The following is a 16,753-nucleotide window of genomic DNA, read 5'->3' as shown; positions in this document are numbered from 1 at the left end:
CTCAACTAGAAAAACTGCCAGCAACTAACTGGCAGCTCTTCTTTCTTTCACGTAATTATAGGAAGTGTATAGAAGAATGTCAATCTCCTATGTCCATTATTAACCAACGTAAATTGTTTGTTGTTTCGCTTCCACTTCTTCTACAAATGTACCTAACACATTCGCAAGGTCTTCCCGTGTGTTACAAGCATTAATACCATTACGTACACTCGCATTACCACGAACACCTTTTAAATACCAAGCTGCATGTTTTCTCATCTCTCTTACAGCGACACTTTCATTCTTTAAGTTGATAAGACGATCTAGATGCAACATACATACATCAATTTTCTCGCGCACTGTTGGTTCCGGCATTAATTCACCTGTCTCCAAATACTTTACCGTACGATAAATCATCCACGGATCTCCAAGAGCAGCACGACCAATCATAACACCATCTACACCAATTTCATCAAGCATACGCTTTGCATCTTGCGGCGTTGCGACATCACCATTTCCGATAACCGGGATATTTACAGCTTGTTTTACTTGTTTAATAATATCCCAATCCGCTTTTCCTTCATACATTTGCACTCGTGTACGTCCGTGAACCGCCACAGCTTGGCCACCAGCACGCTCAACAGCCCTAGCATTTTCTATTGCGAAAATATGTTCTTCATCCCAACCGATACGCATTTTAACTGTAACCGGCTTTTCAACAGCATCTACAACCGCTGCTACCATTTCATATATTTTATTCGGGTCTAAAAGCCACCTTGCCCCAGCATCACATTTAACGATTTTCGGCACTGGACAACCCATATTAATATCAATTATGTCTGCTGTCGTATATTTATCTACATATTTCGCAGCATCTACAAGAGTTTCTTTCTCTCCACCAAAAATTTGTAAACTTAATGGCTTTTCTCTCTCGTCGATATATAACATATCTAATGTTCTTTTATTATTAAGTAATATTGCCTTATCACTTACCATTTCAGCACAAACTAAGCCGGCACCAAATTCTTTTACTGTTAAACGGAATGCAGAGTTACACACTCCCGCCATCGGTGCTAGTACAACCGGATTTTTCATCTCGATATTTGCAATCTTTAACAATCAATCTACTCCTTCCTGTACAATCACTTTGGCATTAATTCCTCTATCGAAACATTTAATGCCTTAGCAACTTCTACTACAAAATCTTGAGAAGGCGATCTATTCCCTCTCTCAACCTCACCTAAAACAGATACAGATACCCCTAGTGCTTTAGCAAAACCTTCTTGTGTGTAACCTTTTAGCTTTCGAAAAGCACGAATGCGTCTTCCCCATTTTTCTGCTTCCATACCGTTACTCCCTCTCGCCTTTTCATTTCTTCTACTTGTGAACATGAAATGTTTTGTTTTATGTCTTGATTAATTTCTAACAACGGAACGATAACAAAAGCTCTTTCAAACATCCGCGGATGCGGAACAATAAGATTCTCTGCTTCAATATTCTCTTGATTATAAAGTAAAATGTCAAGGTCGATAGTCCTCGGCCCCCACCTAATTTCCCTTTTTCTTCCTAGGTCATTTTCTACTTTTTGTGTTACTTTCAATAATTCTTGTGGTGATAAATTGGTAGAAATTTTTATAACTAAATTTAAAAAGCAACTTTGGTCAGTATAGCCAACTGGCTCAGTTTCATATACAGATGAAATATCATCAACCTGAATATAAGGATTTTTATTTAAAAACTGAATCGCTTCGGTTAGATACGTATAACGCTCTCCAATATTTGACCCTAATGCAATGTAAGCTATATTGTTCATGGACGTTCTCTCGTAATTTCTACTGCTACAGCACGATAATGACCCGGTATCGGTGGATCCGGCTTAATTACCTTAATTGTACAGCGCGAAATACTTTCATATTGTTTTAATATATCTGCAGCAATATTTTCAGCGATACTCTCCACAAGCTTATACTTTCTATCCTCAACAACTTTTCTACATAATTCGAAAAGCTCTCCATAATTGACCGAATGCTCTAAGTCATCACTTTCCCCTGCACGCTTTAAATCCAACTCCACCGTTAAGTCAACTTTAAATCTCTGACCTAATTTATTCTCCTCTGGGAACACGCCATGATAACCATAAAACTCCATATCATGGATATAAATTTTATCCAATTACCTTACCTCCTTACCAATCATCGCATCCATCATTTTAGCCATACGCGCCATTTCTTTCACATCATGGACACGAACAAACTCACAGCCCTTTTCAATACCAAGACAAACAGTAGCTCCCGTTCCCTCAAGGCGTTCCTCTACTGGCAAATCTAATACGTGCCCAATAAAGGACTTTCTCGAAGTACCTAAGAGAACCGGATAACCTAGCACATTTAACTGTTCTAAATTACGCATCGCCTCTAAGTTCTGCTCAGGTGTTTTAGCAAAACCGATACCTGGATCTAAAATAATATTCTCATCTCGCACACCAGCATTTTTAGCAATTTTAATACTGTCATACAAATCAGCAATCATATCCGCCATTAAATTACGATAATTCATGTTATCGCGGTTATGCATTAAAATGATAGGTACATCGTAATGAGCTGCGACTTCAGCAATTTTCGGCTCCGCCTTCGCTCCCCAAATATCATTAATAATATGAGCACCAGCCTCAATTGCTTGCTTTGCAACTTCAGCTTTATATGTATCGATAGATATAGGCAACTTTACTTCTTTTGAAACTGCTTGAATCATCGGGACAACTCGCTTTATTTCTTCTTCTACTGATACTTTAGCAAAACCTGGGCGAGTAGATTCGCCACCAATATCAATAATATGAGCACCTTCACCTTGCATTTTTTTTGCGTGACGTACCGCAGCATCTACCTCGTTGTAACTCCCACCATCAGAAAACGAATCTGGTGTTACATTTAAAATCCCCATAATTAATGTCTTTTCATTTAAATTCAATGTATATTCGCCGCAGCGTAAATCATAATCCCACTTCAAACTACACATCTCCTCTTCGTAATTCATTTCTGCTCCATAATTTCTCTCTTTGCATTCCATAAAGGTACATTAAACTTTTTGTAACCACTCCTACTTTACCCGGGAAATCCTGCGCTTCTATACGATAAAGCGGAACAATTTCTTGAATGGAGTTTGTTACGAAGACTTCATCCGCTGAAAGTAGCTCATCTTTTGTAAAGAAACCTTCCTTTACTTCTATATTTAATTCTTCAGCACTCTTTATAATAAACGCACGAGTGATACCATTTAAAATCCCTGTCTCTAACGAAGGTGTATATAAAACATCACCTTTCACAAAAAATAGATTGGAAACAATACCCTCTGCAACATAACCTGCTTCAGTAAGAAAAATACCTTCCTTACTCACAACATTTCCAATTTCACGCTTCCCTAAAATATTATTTAAATAATGATGAGACTTCAGGCGAAATGTTCCTTCCGGTGTATTTCGCACTTGTTTTAGAATAACACCTTCTTTTTCCACTACATCTCCTGGAGCTGTTAAAGGTTTTATAAAAACAATAACCGAAGGCTCTTCATACATTTCCGTTTGTAATCCTATTTCATCTATACCCGCTGATACATTAAAACGTACATATGCATGCTCCAATTCATTCTTAGCGAGTAAATTTTTTAAAATAAGCATCACGTCATTTTTTGTCATTGTCCATTTAATTTGCAATGTATCCAGCGCTTCTATTAAACGGTCATAATGATCATCCAATAAGAAAGGATGACCATTATAAATACGAAACGTTTCAAAAACTCCAAGACCATATAAATAACCATGATCATAAGGAGAAATTTTCGCTTCACTTGCTTCTACATACTGACCATTTACGTAAATTAACATAATGTTGCACTTGGACTGTATTTACGAATGAAATTCTGTAACAACTCTTTCCCATGAGAAGTCATAATAGATTCCGGATGGAATTGCACACCCTCTATCGGCAATGTCTTATGACGAAGTGCCATAATTTCTCCTTCCTCTGTCCAAGATGTTACCTCTAAGCAATCGGGTAACGTCTCTTTCTTAACAATAAGGGAATGATAGCGCGTCGCAGTAAACGGATTAGGAATATCCGAAAAAATCGTCTTTCCATCATGATGCATAAGCGACGTTTTCCCATGCATTAATCGTTCTGCACGGACAACCTCTCCACCAAACACTTGTGCAATGGATTGATGCCCAAGACAAACTCCAAAAATCGGAATCTTTCCAGCAAAGTATTTAATAACTTCCATACTAATCCCCGCTTCATTAGGACTACATGGACCTGGAGAAATCATTAGAAAATCTGGTTTCATATTCTCAATATCTGAAATGGTCACTTCATCGTTACGTTTAACAACGAGCTCTTGTCCAAGTTCTCCAAGAAACTGCACTAAATTAAATGTAAAAGAATCATAATTATCAATCATTAATATCATTTCTCTCACCTAACCGTTTCTTCGCTACGTTCTTTTGCACGCCATAAAGCAATCGCCTTTTTTAACGACTCTTTATATTCATTTTCTGGATTTGAATCAATTACAATTCCCGCCCCTGCTTGCACATGAGCTTTTCCATCTTTAGCAAGAAGTGTTCTAATTACAATATTCAATTCTGTATCTCCAGAATAACCAATCCAACCGATTGAACCTGTATAAATCCCTCTCCGAACAGGTTCTAATTCCTCAACAATTTCCATCGTACGTATTTTCGGGGCACCAGTAATTGTTCCCCCAGGGAATACAGCCTTCACTAAATCAAAAGCATCTTTATCTTCTTCCACCTCACCACGTACATTAGAAACAATATGCATAACATGTGAGTATTTCTCAATCACCATAAATTCATCTACTTCTACAGTGCCATATTTACAAACACGTCCTAAATCATTTCTTTCTAAATCCACAAGCATTACATGCTCTGCTCTTTCTTTTTCGTTCTCAATTAATTCTCTTGCTAATTCTTCATCCTCTTGCTCATCCGCGCCTCTAGATCTCGTTCCAGCAATTGGTCTTGTACTTACTTCAGTTCCTTGTTTCTTAATTAACAACTCTGGCGATCCACTAACAATTTGAAAATCCCCAAGCTCCAGGTAACCCATATATGGAGATGGATTAATTTCACGAAGACTTGTATAAATTTCTAGTGGGTGTGTCTGTAACGTTCTTTCTTGTCTCGTCGACAAGTTTACTTGGAACACATCACCCGCCCCAATATATTCTTGAATACATTCAACTGCCTTCATAAAGCTGGCTTCAGTAAAAGCAACTGCTTCACTTTTCTTTTCAGGACTTTCAAAGGGCACGGTCACTTCAGGCGCTTCTGTCATCCAAAGACTCTTCCACTCATTTAGCCGTTCTTTTGCCTCTTCATATTTATCTACATAATGCGTAATAACCCATAACACTTTTTCTTTTTGATCATAGACAAATACGTCATCAAATAATAAAAAGAAGATGTCAGGTATATTAATATCATCTTCCGCAAGAGAAGGTAGCTTTTCAATATAACGGATACAGTCATAACTGAAATAGCCAATTGCACCACCTTGAAAAGGCGGATACTCTGGGTTATAGTCCGTCTTCCATTGTTCCATATATTCTTGCATTAAATCTAACGGATTCCCCCGTTTTATTGTTTCCTTACCACTTTCACTTATATGTAACGTTTCATCCTTCCCTCGGATTACCGCTACTGGGTTCAGCCCTACAATGTTATAACGACCGCCACGGCCGCTTTCTAACAAAATATGTTGCGATTTACCCTGAGAAAGAAATTTATATTGCTTAAAGAAATCTAACTGATATGGAATAGAAAGCGCTAAAGATTTTCTTCGTTGCATATCAACACCCCGTCTTCTTTTATCCCACCCTCTTAGATTAACCAGCTCAAACTACATAAGTTATTTATATAGAGATTGATTATACTCGAAGGCTAGTGAAAATAATTTAATTATACTACCTCTTATTTTACATGAAGTTTTCTAGTCATTCACTCTTTTCCTATTTCCAATCCCAAAAGAAAAAGCACCCTTTTTCAAGGATGCTTTTTCAATCGCGTTTAATTATGATTCAAATTGATAAAGTGGTGTACTTAAATAACGTTCACCGTTACTCGGGATAATAACAAGTACCTTTTTCCCTTTACCTAACTTTTTCGCAACTTCTGTTGCTGCATAAATAACTGCACCTGAAGAGATACCAACTAAAATACCTTCCTCTTTAGCCACTCTTCTCGCATATTCAAATGCTTGCTCTGTTTTCACTTGAATAATTTCATCATATACTTCTACATCCAACGTCTCCGGAATAAATCCCGCCCCAATTCCTTGGATTTTATGTGGACCTGGTTTCCCACCAGATAATACTGGTGAATCTGCAGGTTCTACTGCATAAATTTTAATATCTTTATACGCTTCCTTCAGTACTTCACCCGCACCAGTAATCGTTCCACCTGTACCAATACCTGCAATAAACGCATCTAATTGGTCGCCCATTTGTTCAATAATTTCTGGACCTGTTGTTAAACGGTGAATTTCTGGATTCGATTGGTTTTTGAACTGTTGTGGTATAAAGTAGCCATGCTCTTTTGCTAATTCAGTCGCTTTACGAATTGCTCCACCCATTCCTTCAGGCCCTGGAGTCAATACTAATTCCGCACCGTAAGCACGTAATAAATTACGACGCTCAATACTCATTGTTTCTGGCATTACTAAGATTGCATTATATCCTTTAGCAGCCGCTACCATCGCTAAACCAATTCCTGTGTTACCACTTGTCGGCTCAATGATTGTATCGCCTTCTTTTAATAATCCATTTTTTTCAGCATCTTCAATCATAGCTAATGCGATACGATCTTTAACGCTACTCCCCGGATTCATAAATTCTAATTTTAAGTATATATCTGCGCTGTCTGATTCTACGATGCGGTTCAACTTGACGATCGGCGTTTTCCCGATTAATTCTGAAACTGATTGTGCCACTCGCATTCCTGTCACTCCTAACACCGAGTATTTTTATTGGTTTTATCTATATTTAGATTTTGTCAGAAAATTCCCTGTTTGTCAATTCATTTGGAGGATTGCTCCTCTTAATTCCCTTATTACAAATTCTCGATTAAATTTGTAATATCTTCTTTAGAGAACGTGTATCGTTCATTACAGAAATGACAGTGCACTTCTGTCTCTTCCTCTTCTTCACGAACTTGCTCTAACTCTGTTTTACCTAAACTAATTAATACACTCTCAATACGCTCGCGTGAGCATGTGCAATTAAATTGAACATCCATCGTTTCTAATACTTTTACTTTATCTTCTCCAAGAACTGCATATAGTAGCTCTTCCGGAGAAAGGCCTTGTTCAATCAACGTTGATACAGGGGGAATTTTTTGTAAACGGTCTTCAATAAATGAAATCGTTTCATCTTGCGCACCCGGCATAATTTGAAGGATAAATCCACCTGCCGCTAATATGCTATCATCTCCATTTACAAGAACACCAACACCTACAGAAGAAGGCGTTTGTTCAGAAACTGCAAAATAATACGTAAAGTCTTCTCCTAATTCTCCTGAAACGATTGGAGATTGACCAATAAACGGCTCACGCATTCCAATATCTTTAATTACAGTTACAAACCCCTCTGTACCTACCGCTTGATATACACGTAACTTCCCTTGTTCTGTTCCTTCAAAATCAACATGCGGATTCGTTACATAACCACGTACATCTCCATTTGCATGAGCATCTACTAAGATAGGACCAATCGGACCGTTACCTTCTACCTTAATCGTTAACTTTTGCTCACCTTTTAACATTGCGCCCATCATTGTACCCGCAGTTAAAGAACGCCCTAGTGCCGCTGAAGCTGTTCTCCATGTATCATGACGTCTTTGCGCCTCACTTACTGTATTTGTTGTACGTACACTATACGCACGCACTTCTCCATCAAACGCTAACGCTTTTACTAAATAATCTTTCATACGTATTTATTCACCTTTCTCATGCTGTAAATTTGCATTACGTTCATATAACATGTACAAACCTTTTAACGTTAAAAATGGATCTACAATATCAATTACATTCGATTCTTCGGAAATTAATTTTGCTAATCCACCTGTTGCAATAACTTTAGGTTCTTGTCTAGCTTCTTCTTTCATACGCTTAACAATACCTTCCACTTGTCCAACATAACCATAAAGAATACCCGATTGCATCGCACTTACTGTATTTTTCCCAACTACACTGCTTGGTTTTGTAATTTCGATACGAGGAAGTTTTGCTGCTCTGCTATATAAAGCCTCTGCTGAAATCATAATTCCTGGCGTAATAACTCCACCCATATAATGCTTTTCTTCGTTAATATAACAATATGTAGTAGCCGTACCAAAATCAACAATAATAAGCGGACTTCCATATAAGTGGATTCCTGCTACTGCATTTACAATTCGGTCTGCGCCTACTTCACGCGGATTTTCATATTTAATATTTAGCCCTGTTTTTATCCCAGGCCCTACTACAAGCGGTTTAATTTTAAAATATTTTTCACACATGCGCTCTAAAGCAAACATAATTGGTGGTACGACTGAAGACACAATAATACCTTTCACATCTTCAAACGAAAGACCTTCATGCTCAAGCAATTGCTTTACAAGCATTCCATATTCATCTTCTGTCTTATGACGATCTGTTTCCATGCGCCAATGCTGACGAAGTTCCCCCTCTTCAAACACACCTAGTACAGCATTTGTGTTCCCTACATCCAATACAAAAATCATATTCTCACCACTTATCTTATTTAATCTATATTTGTGCAGTATGTATAAAACTTATAAAAACATCATATCACACATACTTATATAATCAGCTTTCCTATCCTCATCATTTTACAAAAAGATCGCTCTCTATTTCAATTTTTAATACTAGTTTTACTTAAATTACTTTATCCACTAAGTTCTCAATAGTAATTAATAAAGGTTTTAACAAACAAAAAAGGAGTGACGATAGTCACTCCTTCGTTTCTTACTTATCTTCTTTATCTTCATCGTCTTTCTTCATGTTGATGTTTACTTTCACATCATCTGAAGATGTTGGACGTTCTGGCAATCTGCCGTAATCACATAAATGATTGATTTGCTCAGCATCTAACGTTTCTACTTCAAGTAACGTTTTTGCAATAAGATCTAGCTTATCACGATTTTCAGTAAGAATGTCTTTTGCACGAGCATAACATTCTTTCATAATCGTTTGCATTTCTACATCGATATCGTGTGCAATTGCATCACTGTAGTTTTGCTCTGAATGGAAGTCTCTTCCTAAGAACACTTGACCACCTTGCGAACTACCAAATTGCATTGGTCCAAGCTTATCACTCATACCGAATTCTGTAACCATACGTCTCGCAATGCCCGTCGCACGTTGGAAGTCGTTGTGAGCACCTGTACTCACTTCACCAAATACAATCTCCTCAGCTACTCGACCACCAAGTAAACCAGTGATTTTATCAAGTAACTCTGGCTTTGTCATGAAGTAACGATCTTCTTTCGGAAGCATTACTGCATATCCACCAGCTTGACCACGAGGGACAATTGTTACTTTATGAACGACATCAGCTTCATCAAGAACAACACCAATTACAGTATGACCCGCTTCATGGAAAGCAACGATATTACGTTCTTTTTCAGAGATAACACGACTTTTCTTAGCCGGACCTGCAATAACGCGATCCGTTGCTTCATCAATGTCACTCATATCAATTTTCTTCTTATCTTGACGCGCAGCTACTAAAGCAGCTTCGTTTAATAAGTTTTCAAGATCAGCACCAGAGAATCCTGGCGTACGAGTTGCAATTGCTCTTAAGTTGATATTCTCATCAAGCGGTTTATTACGAGCATGCACCTTCAGTACAGCTTCACGGCCATTTACATCTGGACGATCTACTGTAATTTGACGGTCAAAACGACCTGGACGTAATAATGCTGGATCAAGAATATCAGGACGGTTTGTCGCAGCGATGATAATAATACCTTCGTTTGCACCGAATCCATCCATTTCAACAAGTAATTGGTTCAACGTTTGCTCACGCTCATCATGGCCACCACCAAGACCTGCGCCACGTTGACGCCCTACTGCATCAATTTCATCAATGAAAATGATACAAGGAGCATTTTTCTTTGCATTTTCAAATAAATCACGTACACGTGATGCACCGACACCGACAAACATCTCTACGAAGTCAGAACCACTGATAGAGAAGAATGGAACGCCAGCCTCACCTGCAACAGCACGTGCTAATAAAGTTTTACCTGTACCTGGAGGTCCAACTAATAGGACACCCTTTGGAATACGAGCACCAACTTCAGAGAACTTACGAGGGTCTTTCAAGAATTCAACTACCTCAACAAGTTCTTGTTTCTCTTCATCCGCACCAGCAACATCTCTGAAACGAACTTTTTTCTTTTCATCATTATATAACTTCGCCTTACTTTTCCCGAAGTTCATAACACGGCTACCGCCGCCTTGAGCTTGGTTTAATAAGAAGAAGAATAAAATGAAGATGATGACAAATGGAATGATTGAAGTAAAGAATGTTACCCAAGCACTTGTTTCTTCTGCTGGTTGATACTTAACTTCGGCACCTTTCGCTTTATCATTAATTTTCTTTTGTAATTCCTCAGTATTTGGTGCATAAGTAACAAATTGTTCTCCTTGGCTAGAGTTATTAAATTGTCCTTTTACCTCAAATACACCATTTTTCGGTTGAAGTTGCACATTACGCACTTCACCGCTTTCTAGTTTAGTAATGAATTTGTCGTAGCTAACTGATGTCGTTTTTTGTGTCGAACCATTAAAATAGCTCACGATTCCAATTACTACTAAGAATATCAGTAAATAAAAGATGGTATTACGGAAGATACGATTCATTCCTAACCTCCTCTCACGGCATAAACACTATAGTAAATCGTAACATAGAAAAACTTTCCTATACAATTGTGAAGCCTATATTTAATTAATTTGAGTAAACGCTTGGTTTTAATACGCCTACATAAGGAAGATTACGGTACTGCTCTTTATAATCTAATCCATATCCTACTACAAATTCATGTGGAACAGTAAATCCAACATAATCCGCTTTCAGATCAACCTTACGGCCTGTTGGCTTATCTAATAATGTAACAATTTTTACAGACTTCGCTTTACGATATTTGAATAAGTCTACTAAGTAGCTTAGTGTAAGACCACTATCAATAATATCTTCGACGATTAAAATATCGCGACCTTCTACAGAAGTATCAAGATCTTTTAAAATTTTCACTTCGCCTGTTGAAACTGTAGAGTGACCGTAACTAGATACAGCCATAAAATCCATTTCAAGATATGTATCTGTTCTCTTTAATAAATCTGCCATGAATGGCATTGCGCCTTTTAATACACCAATTGCAAGAGGTACTGTGTTTTTATAATCCTCTGCAACAATTGCACCTAGTTCGCGCACCTTTTCTTGTATTTGCTCTTCAGAAATTAATACTTTTTCGATATCTTGATTCATCATTTCATTATCCTCCCGGAAGACTCCTTGCTTTTGTAGTGAATAATCATATATTTATCCTTCTTTGCCATCTCTTTCGAAATTGCAAATGCAGATCGCTTCAACAAGGGTACCCAAATAATGGTCCCACTTGCATCACAAACGACCGGCCATTCTTCTCTTTTTTCTTTCGGTACTTTTGCTTCGATAAAAATAGCTTTTATCTTTTTCGTGCCATTCATACCTTGTATTGACATGCGATCTCCATTTTCCCTAGAACGAATACGAAGTGGATATGATATATCATTATACTTAGCAACAAATACTGTTTCATTCATGTTACTTGGTATATCTTCGCTCACCTCTGTTACAAATTCATCCCCGTTCAATAGCGTAATGGTCCCGGGTACTGATAAATCTTGTAAAAAAGGAGAAACAATTTCTTGTTTAAATCTAAAGCTACACTCCTCGTATGTACGAACAATTTTCAAATCACCTGGAAAATCAAGTGAACCTGAAGGTTGTGTCCGCTTAAAAAACTCAATCACCTTGTCAATATGTATGGAAGAAAGAGAAGATGGAATCTTATATTCATAAAGATAGTTTAATATTAGTTGAATCCCTCTTCTTTGTAAAGGCATAGACATGGATTCAAAGGCAGGAATTGATAAGCTAATTTGTTTATCACTTTTTTTTGTAATTACTTTATTCATTTTTTCAAAAGCTAATTCCTGCAAATAAGCCTCATCCTCTTGCATCTGCACGCTAAATTTTTGGAATTTCTCATGCACTTGTGGATTTTCTTCTTTCAAATGAGGAAGGACATATTTACGTAATCGATTCCTTGTATATACTTCCTTTTTATTACTCGGATCTATACGTGGCATTAAATTTAGCTTATTACAGTAATCAACAATTTCTTCCTTCGTTACCCCAAGTAACGGCCTAATTAAATACCCATTATGAAAAGGACGCTTCACTGCAATTCCTGCATATCCTTTCGGAGTACTCCCTCTTACAAGACGCATTAAAATTGTCTCGACTTGATCATCTCCATGATGTCCAAGAGCAACATATCTTGCATCATATTTCTTCATTATTCTTTCCAAAAATGCATATCTGCATTCTCTAGCAGCAACCTGTGCATTCATTCCGTATTGCTGTTGATATTGTGATACATTAATCCTTATCGTTTCACAAATAATTCCCAGTTCTTCACAAAGGCCCTGCACAAACCGTAAATCCTCATGAGATTCATCACCTCTAAACATATGATCCACATGAGCTACTACAATTTCCAACTGTTTTTCCACTCTTTTTTCTAATAAATAATATAAAAGCGCTAACGAGTCAGGACCACCAGAAACTCCCACAACAATTGTTGAATCATTCTTTAATACATCATGCTGCTTTACAAAGTCATCTACTTTTTCAACAAATGTATCTTTCAACTTCGTAATCACCTTTCATTAAACAAGAACAGCAACGTTAGTTGCCTTGTCTACAATGGTACAACTTTTACAAACATTGTGCAAAAAAAAGATATACAAAAATTACATTTTTATCTTACATCCTCCGTGTATATTCACAAAATTAATAACATTACCTTTTTCCACAAAAAAACCTAGGTATTCACCTAGGTTTTTAAAATCAAATTATAGATAAACATTCCACTTACATTTTACTGCGCCTGCATTCCTACAATCGGAATCGTAGCCCACTTCGGCATATTTTTCTTCACTTTTGCCACTACAATAGTCATATCATCATTTATATAACCATCACAAGAGCGAATCACTTCTTCCATAATGATATCAGCAATTTCTTGCGGGTCTTCGGTTTGCAATTCTTTAATTTTTCGTTTCATCCACAATTCATGATTCTCCACGTGCTGTGCTCCTTCAAAAATCCCATCGCTCATCATAATAAGAATATCGCCCGTTTTTAATTGTTCACCCACCACATCAACTTCAACATCTTCAATGATTCCCATCGGCAAATTACTTGCTTCAATTTTCAAAATATTATTTGCGCGTTTAACAAAACTCGGCGTCGATCCAATCTTTAAAAACCTTGCACTCGCATCCCGCAAATCTACCATAGCTAAATCTAACGTCGTAAACATCTCTTCTGTCGTTCTCAAAGAAAGAATTGAATTGATAGACTTAATTGCTATTTCTTCATCAATGCCCGATTGGAGTATTTTTTGTAATAATTTCACCGTTTCCTTACTTTCCATATGAGCCCTTTGCCCATTCCCCATACCATCACTAATTGCAAGTGCATATTTACCAACACTTAAATCCATCATCGCATAAGAGTCACCCGAAACAAATCCACCGCCTTTTGCAGCTGTAGCCAATCCTGTATCAAGAGAATACGTCTTCGCCGAACCAAATGATATTAAACTATGGCCATTTGGATAAGAAGACTTTTCTTCATGTTTAACGACAATATTTTCTTTAAGGATATCCGAAAGCATCGGTGCAACTAACTTTTCACATTCACCATGTTCATTAGATGCAACTGGAATTAACATTTCAATATCAATACTTCCTCTATCTAAACAATAAATATCAACATGCTCTACTTCGACACCAAAATCACGGAATGCTTGCATAATCTGTTCTTCCTGCACTTGATGATTTTCACGCTCTCGTTGTATCTCCTTAGCAAAATCCTCCATAACCTTTGATACACCTAATAATTGCTCCGCTACTATTCTACGATTTTCCTTCATTTGTTTTCGTAATTTTTGTCCCTCATAGAAGTGATCTAATTCACCCGCTACTAAATCCGTCACTTTTTTCCCTCTCACACAATGCTTGTCCCACTCACGAACTAATTTACGATTATGTTGCAGGGTTCCTTCTTCCGTTTCATTCATTATTTGTTTCATATAATCGTACGTTTTATCAAAATTCACTACCCAGCATTGATCCTTTTTAAAGCATGTTTGACATGTTTTCGCAGTAATTGTACTCAAAAACAAATCTGCTTCTGTCTCTTTATCTTCTTCCTCTACATACCCATATACAGAAAAGCTATTAGATAAAGCAGCAAATACATTTGCAAATTGGTTGATTTTATTTGCTGTAACATCACGCATCCTTCTTAAATACTGTTGTTGATCTTGCGAATGCTCTTGTGTACCTGGCATAAATTTAGCAATACGATCCAAAACAAGCTTCGGTGTTAATAAGAAGATAACAATCGCTACACCTGACTCAATTAAAGTTGTTACAATATTTGTCTGTTTGTCCACATATAATGTAATTAAGCTTGTCCCAATTAATAAACCTAAACTAACACCTAAACGCTTCCCTTCTTTTAACAATCCACCAAGCAATCCAGAGAAAGCAAGAAGGCTAAGCTGAGACAAGCTAGACACATTTGCTAAACTTAATATTAGTCCTGTTACAACCCCTACTGTGGATCCTGTGGCAGCACCCGCAATAAATGCAAATACTAGCACTAAATACCTTGTAAAAATATGTTGAATAGAAGCATCATATACAAACCAATCTGTTGTACCCGTTAAAACAGATGCTAGTAATATAATCAAACAAACAATTTCTTCCGTCTCTAATGCCTGTTGTTTTCCTTTCCTTTCCACTAAAAGCGGGACGCTTTGTAAAAATATCATAGTTAATACGAAACTAAGCCCAGCCTCAATGGTACTAACGAGTAAATCGTACATGGTGACAGTTTGTTGCGCAAAATATACAACAACTAAGTGTGCGGTTAATGCGGAGATAAATACTTGAAATGGAACAAGTCCAACAGTTTTACGTGTAAATCGACTAAAGAAGATATTATAAATGAAGAAGGTAAAGATAGATGCAAAGGTAAAAAACAAATTATCTATCGATACCGAAAGAGCTCCTCCCATTAGAGCTAAAAATGCTAGCGGCATCTTATCCCGCTTCATAACATAAACAGCAGCAAAAAATGGGAGTGCAAACGGTAAAATATTTGTTAATATATATGCTCGTCCCAAAAGAAAACCAATAACAACAATAATAAATCCCCATCTAAAGAAAACTTGCTCAAATTTCATTCGCAACTTACTCGTCCACTTTATTCCTCCAAGCTGACTCTCATTCATTGCCAATGCACTTGTATTCATAGTATTCCTTCCTGCTTTAGGCATATTTTTAACACCACCTGCATAGTTTAATTACTGTCATTATAAAAGATGATTGTTGGTTTTTTTGTCAAAACAACAGTTTTCACTTTTATAATCGTTCGACTTTTTATTCGAAATAACTCTACAGATATACACGGTATGTAAGTTATTTTTGAGATTTTAATTAAATATTCAGAAAATATAGGGTGATTTTGTAGAAGTGTTGTATATCTTAATTTATTTAACAAAAAAAGATCATGCAAATTTGCATGATCTTTTTAGATGACCCGTACGGGATTCGAACCCGTGTTACCGCCGTGAAAGGGCGGTGTCTTAACCACTTGACCAACGGGCCGTTAAATTAAATATAGCGGCGGAGGGGATCGAACCCCCGACCTCACGGGTATGAACCGTACGCTCTAGCCAGCTGAGCTACACCGCCATGTCGTCTTATTTAACGGACAATTAGTATCTTACATCAGATACTAATTAAAGTCAACACATCTCAAAAACTTTTTTAAAAATATTTTTAACATATAAAAAAGCACCCTGAGCCATCACTCTGGGTACCTCTCTATATGTTAAAAACTAAACGTCCTTATTATCCGCGACGCGCGCCACGGCCACCACGTTTAGACTCTGTGTTACGCTTTAAAGAAGTTAAACGATCTTCGCTATCTTTTAAGAAGCGTGCCATCTTTTGCTCAAATGTTTCTTTCGGAGCTCGGTCGTTACCGCCACCGCGATTATCTCTGTTGAAAGAGCGATTATTACGTTGTGGACGTCCAGAACGTTGTTGATCACCACCGCGTTGGTATTCACCGCGTGGACGATCTCCTTCTGTTTTTTCACGTTCTTTCGCTTTTTTGATAGATAAACCAATCTTTCCATCTTTTTCAACATTAATAACTTTTACTTCTACTTGGTCGCCCACTTTTAAGTGATCGTTAATATCTTTTACATAGTTATCAGCAACTTCACTAATATGAACAAGACCCGTTAAGCCCTCTGGCAGCTCCACAAAAGCCCCAAAATTTGTAATACCTGTTACTTTACCCTGTAACTTGCTGCCTACCTCGATTGACATAAAAAAAATGCTCC

16 protein-coding genes and 2 tRNA genes are annotated in these 16,753 nt (G+C 37.2%); all 18 read right to left on the bottom strand.

The window, feature by feature from the left end; genetic code table 11:
• Window positions 1-99 precede the first annotated feature (99 nt).
• Window positions 100-1,098: a tRNA dihydrouridine synthase DusB gene (gene dusB / locus MKY21_RS00425; protein WP_000912248.1), complete on the bottom strand. Its 999-nt coding sequence runs from the start codon at window positions 1,096-1,098 to the stop codon at window positions 100-102.
• Between the two features lie 23 nt (window positions 1,099-1,121).
• The gene (locus tag MKY21_RS00420) at window positions 1,122-1,325 is read right to left on the bottom strand and encodes a helix-turn-helix domain-containing protein (protein WP_000387024.1); all 204 of its coding nucleotides are present in this window, start codon (window positions 1,323-1,325) and stop codon (window positions 1,122-1,124) included.
• A complete protein-coding gene (gene folK, locus MKY21_RS00415) occupies window positions 1,277-1,792 on the bottom strand; it encodes a 2-amino-4-hydroxy-6-hydroxymethyldihydropteridine diphosphokinase (RefSeq protein WP_001059447.1) in 516 nt (171 codons plus the stop codon). The genes MKY21_RS00420 and folK overlap by 49 nt, the downstream gene beginning before the upstream one ends.
• Window positions 1,789-2,151: a dihydroneopterin aldolase gene (gene folB / locus MKY21_RS00410; RefSeq protein ID WP_000358062.1), complete on the bottom strand. Its 363-nt coding sequence runs from the start codon at window positions 2,149-2,151 to the stop codon at window positions 1,789-1,791. Before folB ends, folK begins: the two co-directional genes overlap by 4 nt.
• Window positions 2,152-3,012, bottom strand: coding sequence for a dihydropteroate synthase (gene folP / locus MKY21_RS00405; RefSeq protein ID WP_033682753.1), 861 nt, complete (start codon window positions 3,010-3,012; stop codon window positions 2,152-2,154). It abuts the gene before it with no gap.
• Entirely contained in the window at window positions 2,987-3,859 is an 873-nt protein-coding gene (gene pabC, locus MKY21_RS00400; protein WP_000909876.1) for an aminodeoxychorismate lyase, read from the bottom strand. Before pabC ends, folP begins: the two co-directional genes overlap by 26 nt.
• A complete protein-coding gene (gene pabA, locus MKY21_RS00395; protein WP_000602297.1) occupies window positions 3,853-4,440 on the bottom strand; it encodes an aminodeoxychorismate/anthranilate synthase component II in 588 nt (195 codons plus the stop codon). The genes pabC and pabA overlap by 7 nt, the downstream gene beginning before the upstream one ends.
• A 5-nt stretch (window positions 4,441-4,445) precedes the next feature.
• On the bottom strand, window positions 4,446-5,843 hold the full coding sequence (gene pabB / locus MKY21_RS00390; RefSeq protein ID WP_061663947.1) for an aminodeoxychorismate synthase component I: 1,398 nt from the start codon (window positions 5,841-5,843) through the stop codon (window positions 4,446-4,448).
• A 222-nt stretch (window positions 5,844-6,065) separates the two neighbouring features.
• Window positions 6,066-6,989 (bottom strand): cysteine synthase A, encoded by a 924-nt coding sequence (cysK, locus tag MKY21_RS00385; protein ID WP_001261718.1) that lies wholly within the window; start codon window positions 6,987-6,989, stop codon window positions 6,066-6,068.
• 113 nt (window positions 6,990-7,102) lie between these two features.
• Window positions 7,103-7,978, bottom strand: coding sequence for a redox-regulated molecular chaperone HslO (gene hslO, locus MKY21_RS00380; RefSeq protein ID WP_341075247.1), 876 nt, complete (start codon window positions 7,976-7,978; stop codon window positions 7,103-7,105).
• A 6-nt stretch (window positions 7,979-7,984) separates the two neighbouring features.
• The gene (locus MKY21_RS00375) at window positions 7,985-8,773 is read right to left on the bottom strand and encodes a type III pantothenate kinase (protein ID WP_000578368.1); all 789 of its coding nucleotides are present in this window, start codon (window positions 8,771-8,773) and stop codon (window positions 7,985-7,987) included.
• A 244-nt stretch (window positions 8,774-9,017) separates the two neighbouring features.
• The gene (ftsH, locus tag MKY21_RS00370; protein WP_001079672.1) at window positions 9,018-10,919 is read right to left on the bottom strand and encodes an ATP-dependent zinc metalloprotease FtsH; all 1,902 of its coding nucleotides are present in this window, start codon (window positions 10,917-10,919) and stop codon (window positions 9,018-9,020) included.
• 85 nt (window positions 10,920-11,004) lie between these two features.
• Window positions 11,005-11,547, bottom strand: coding sequence for a hypoxanthine phosphoribosyltransferase (gene hpt, locus MKY21_RS00365; protein WP_000981844.1), 543 nt, complete (start codon window positions 11,545-11,547; stop codon window positions 11,005-11,007).
• A complete protein-coding gene (tilS, locus tag MKY21_RS00360) occupies window positions 11,544-12,974 on the bottom strand; it encodes a tRNA lysidine(34) synthetase TilS (protein WP_341075245.1) in 1,431 nt (476 codons plus the stop codon). Before tilS ends, hpt begins: the two co-directional genes overlap by 4 nt.
• 230 nt (window positions 12,975-13,204) lie before the next feature.
• Entirely contained in the window at window positions 13,205-15,676 is a 2,472-nt protein-coding gene (gene spoIIE / locus MKY21_RS00355; protein ID WP_001123552.1) for a stage II sporulation protein E, read from the bottom strand.
• A gap of 259 nt (window positions 15,677-15,935) precedes the next feature.
• A tRNA-Glu gene (locus MKY21_RS00350) sits at window positions 15,936-16,007 on the bottom strand.
• A gap of 13 nt (window positions 16,008-16,020) precedes the next feature.
• Window positions 16,021-16,094: transfer RNA gene (locus tag MKY21_RS00345), tRNA-Met, on the bottom strand.
• Window positions 16,095-16,253: 159 nt separating this feature from the next.
• Window positions 16,254-16,739 carry a S1 domain-containing RNA-binding protein gene (locus MKY21_RS00340; RefSeq protein WP_000021451.1) on the bottom strand — a complete coding sequence of 162 codons (486 nt, stop codon included), beginning with the start codon at window positions 16,737-16,739 and terminating at the stop codon, window positions 16,254-16,256.
• Between the last annotated feature and the right edge of the window lie 14 nt (window positions 16,740-16,753).

This window comes from Bacillus sp. FSL R9-9497 (assembly GCF_038005805.1).
Classification (GTDB): Bacteria; Bacillota; Bacilli; order Bacillales; family Bacillaceae_G; genus Bacillus_A; species Bacillus_A cereus.
Note: the sequence above shows the minus strand (reverse complement) of the source record. Positions and strands in the feature narration are given on the sequence as shown.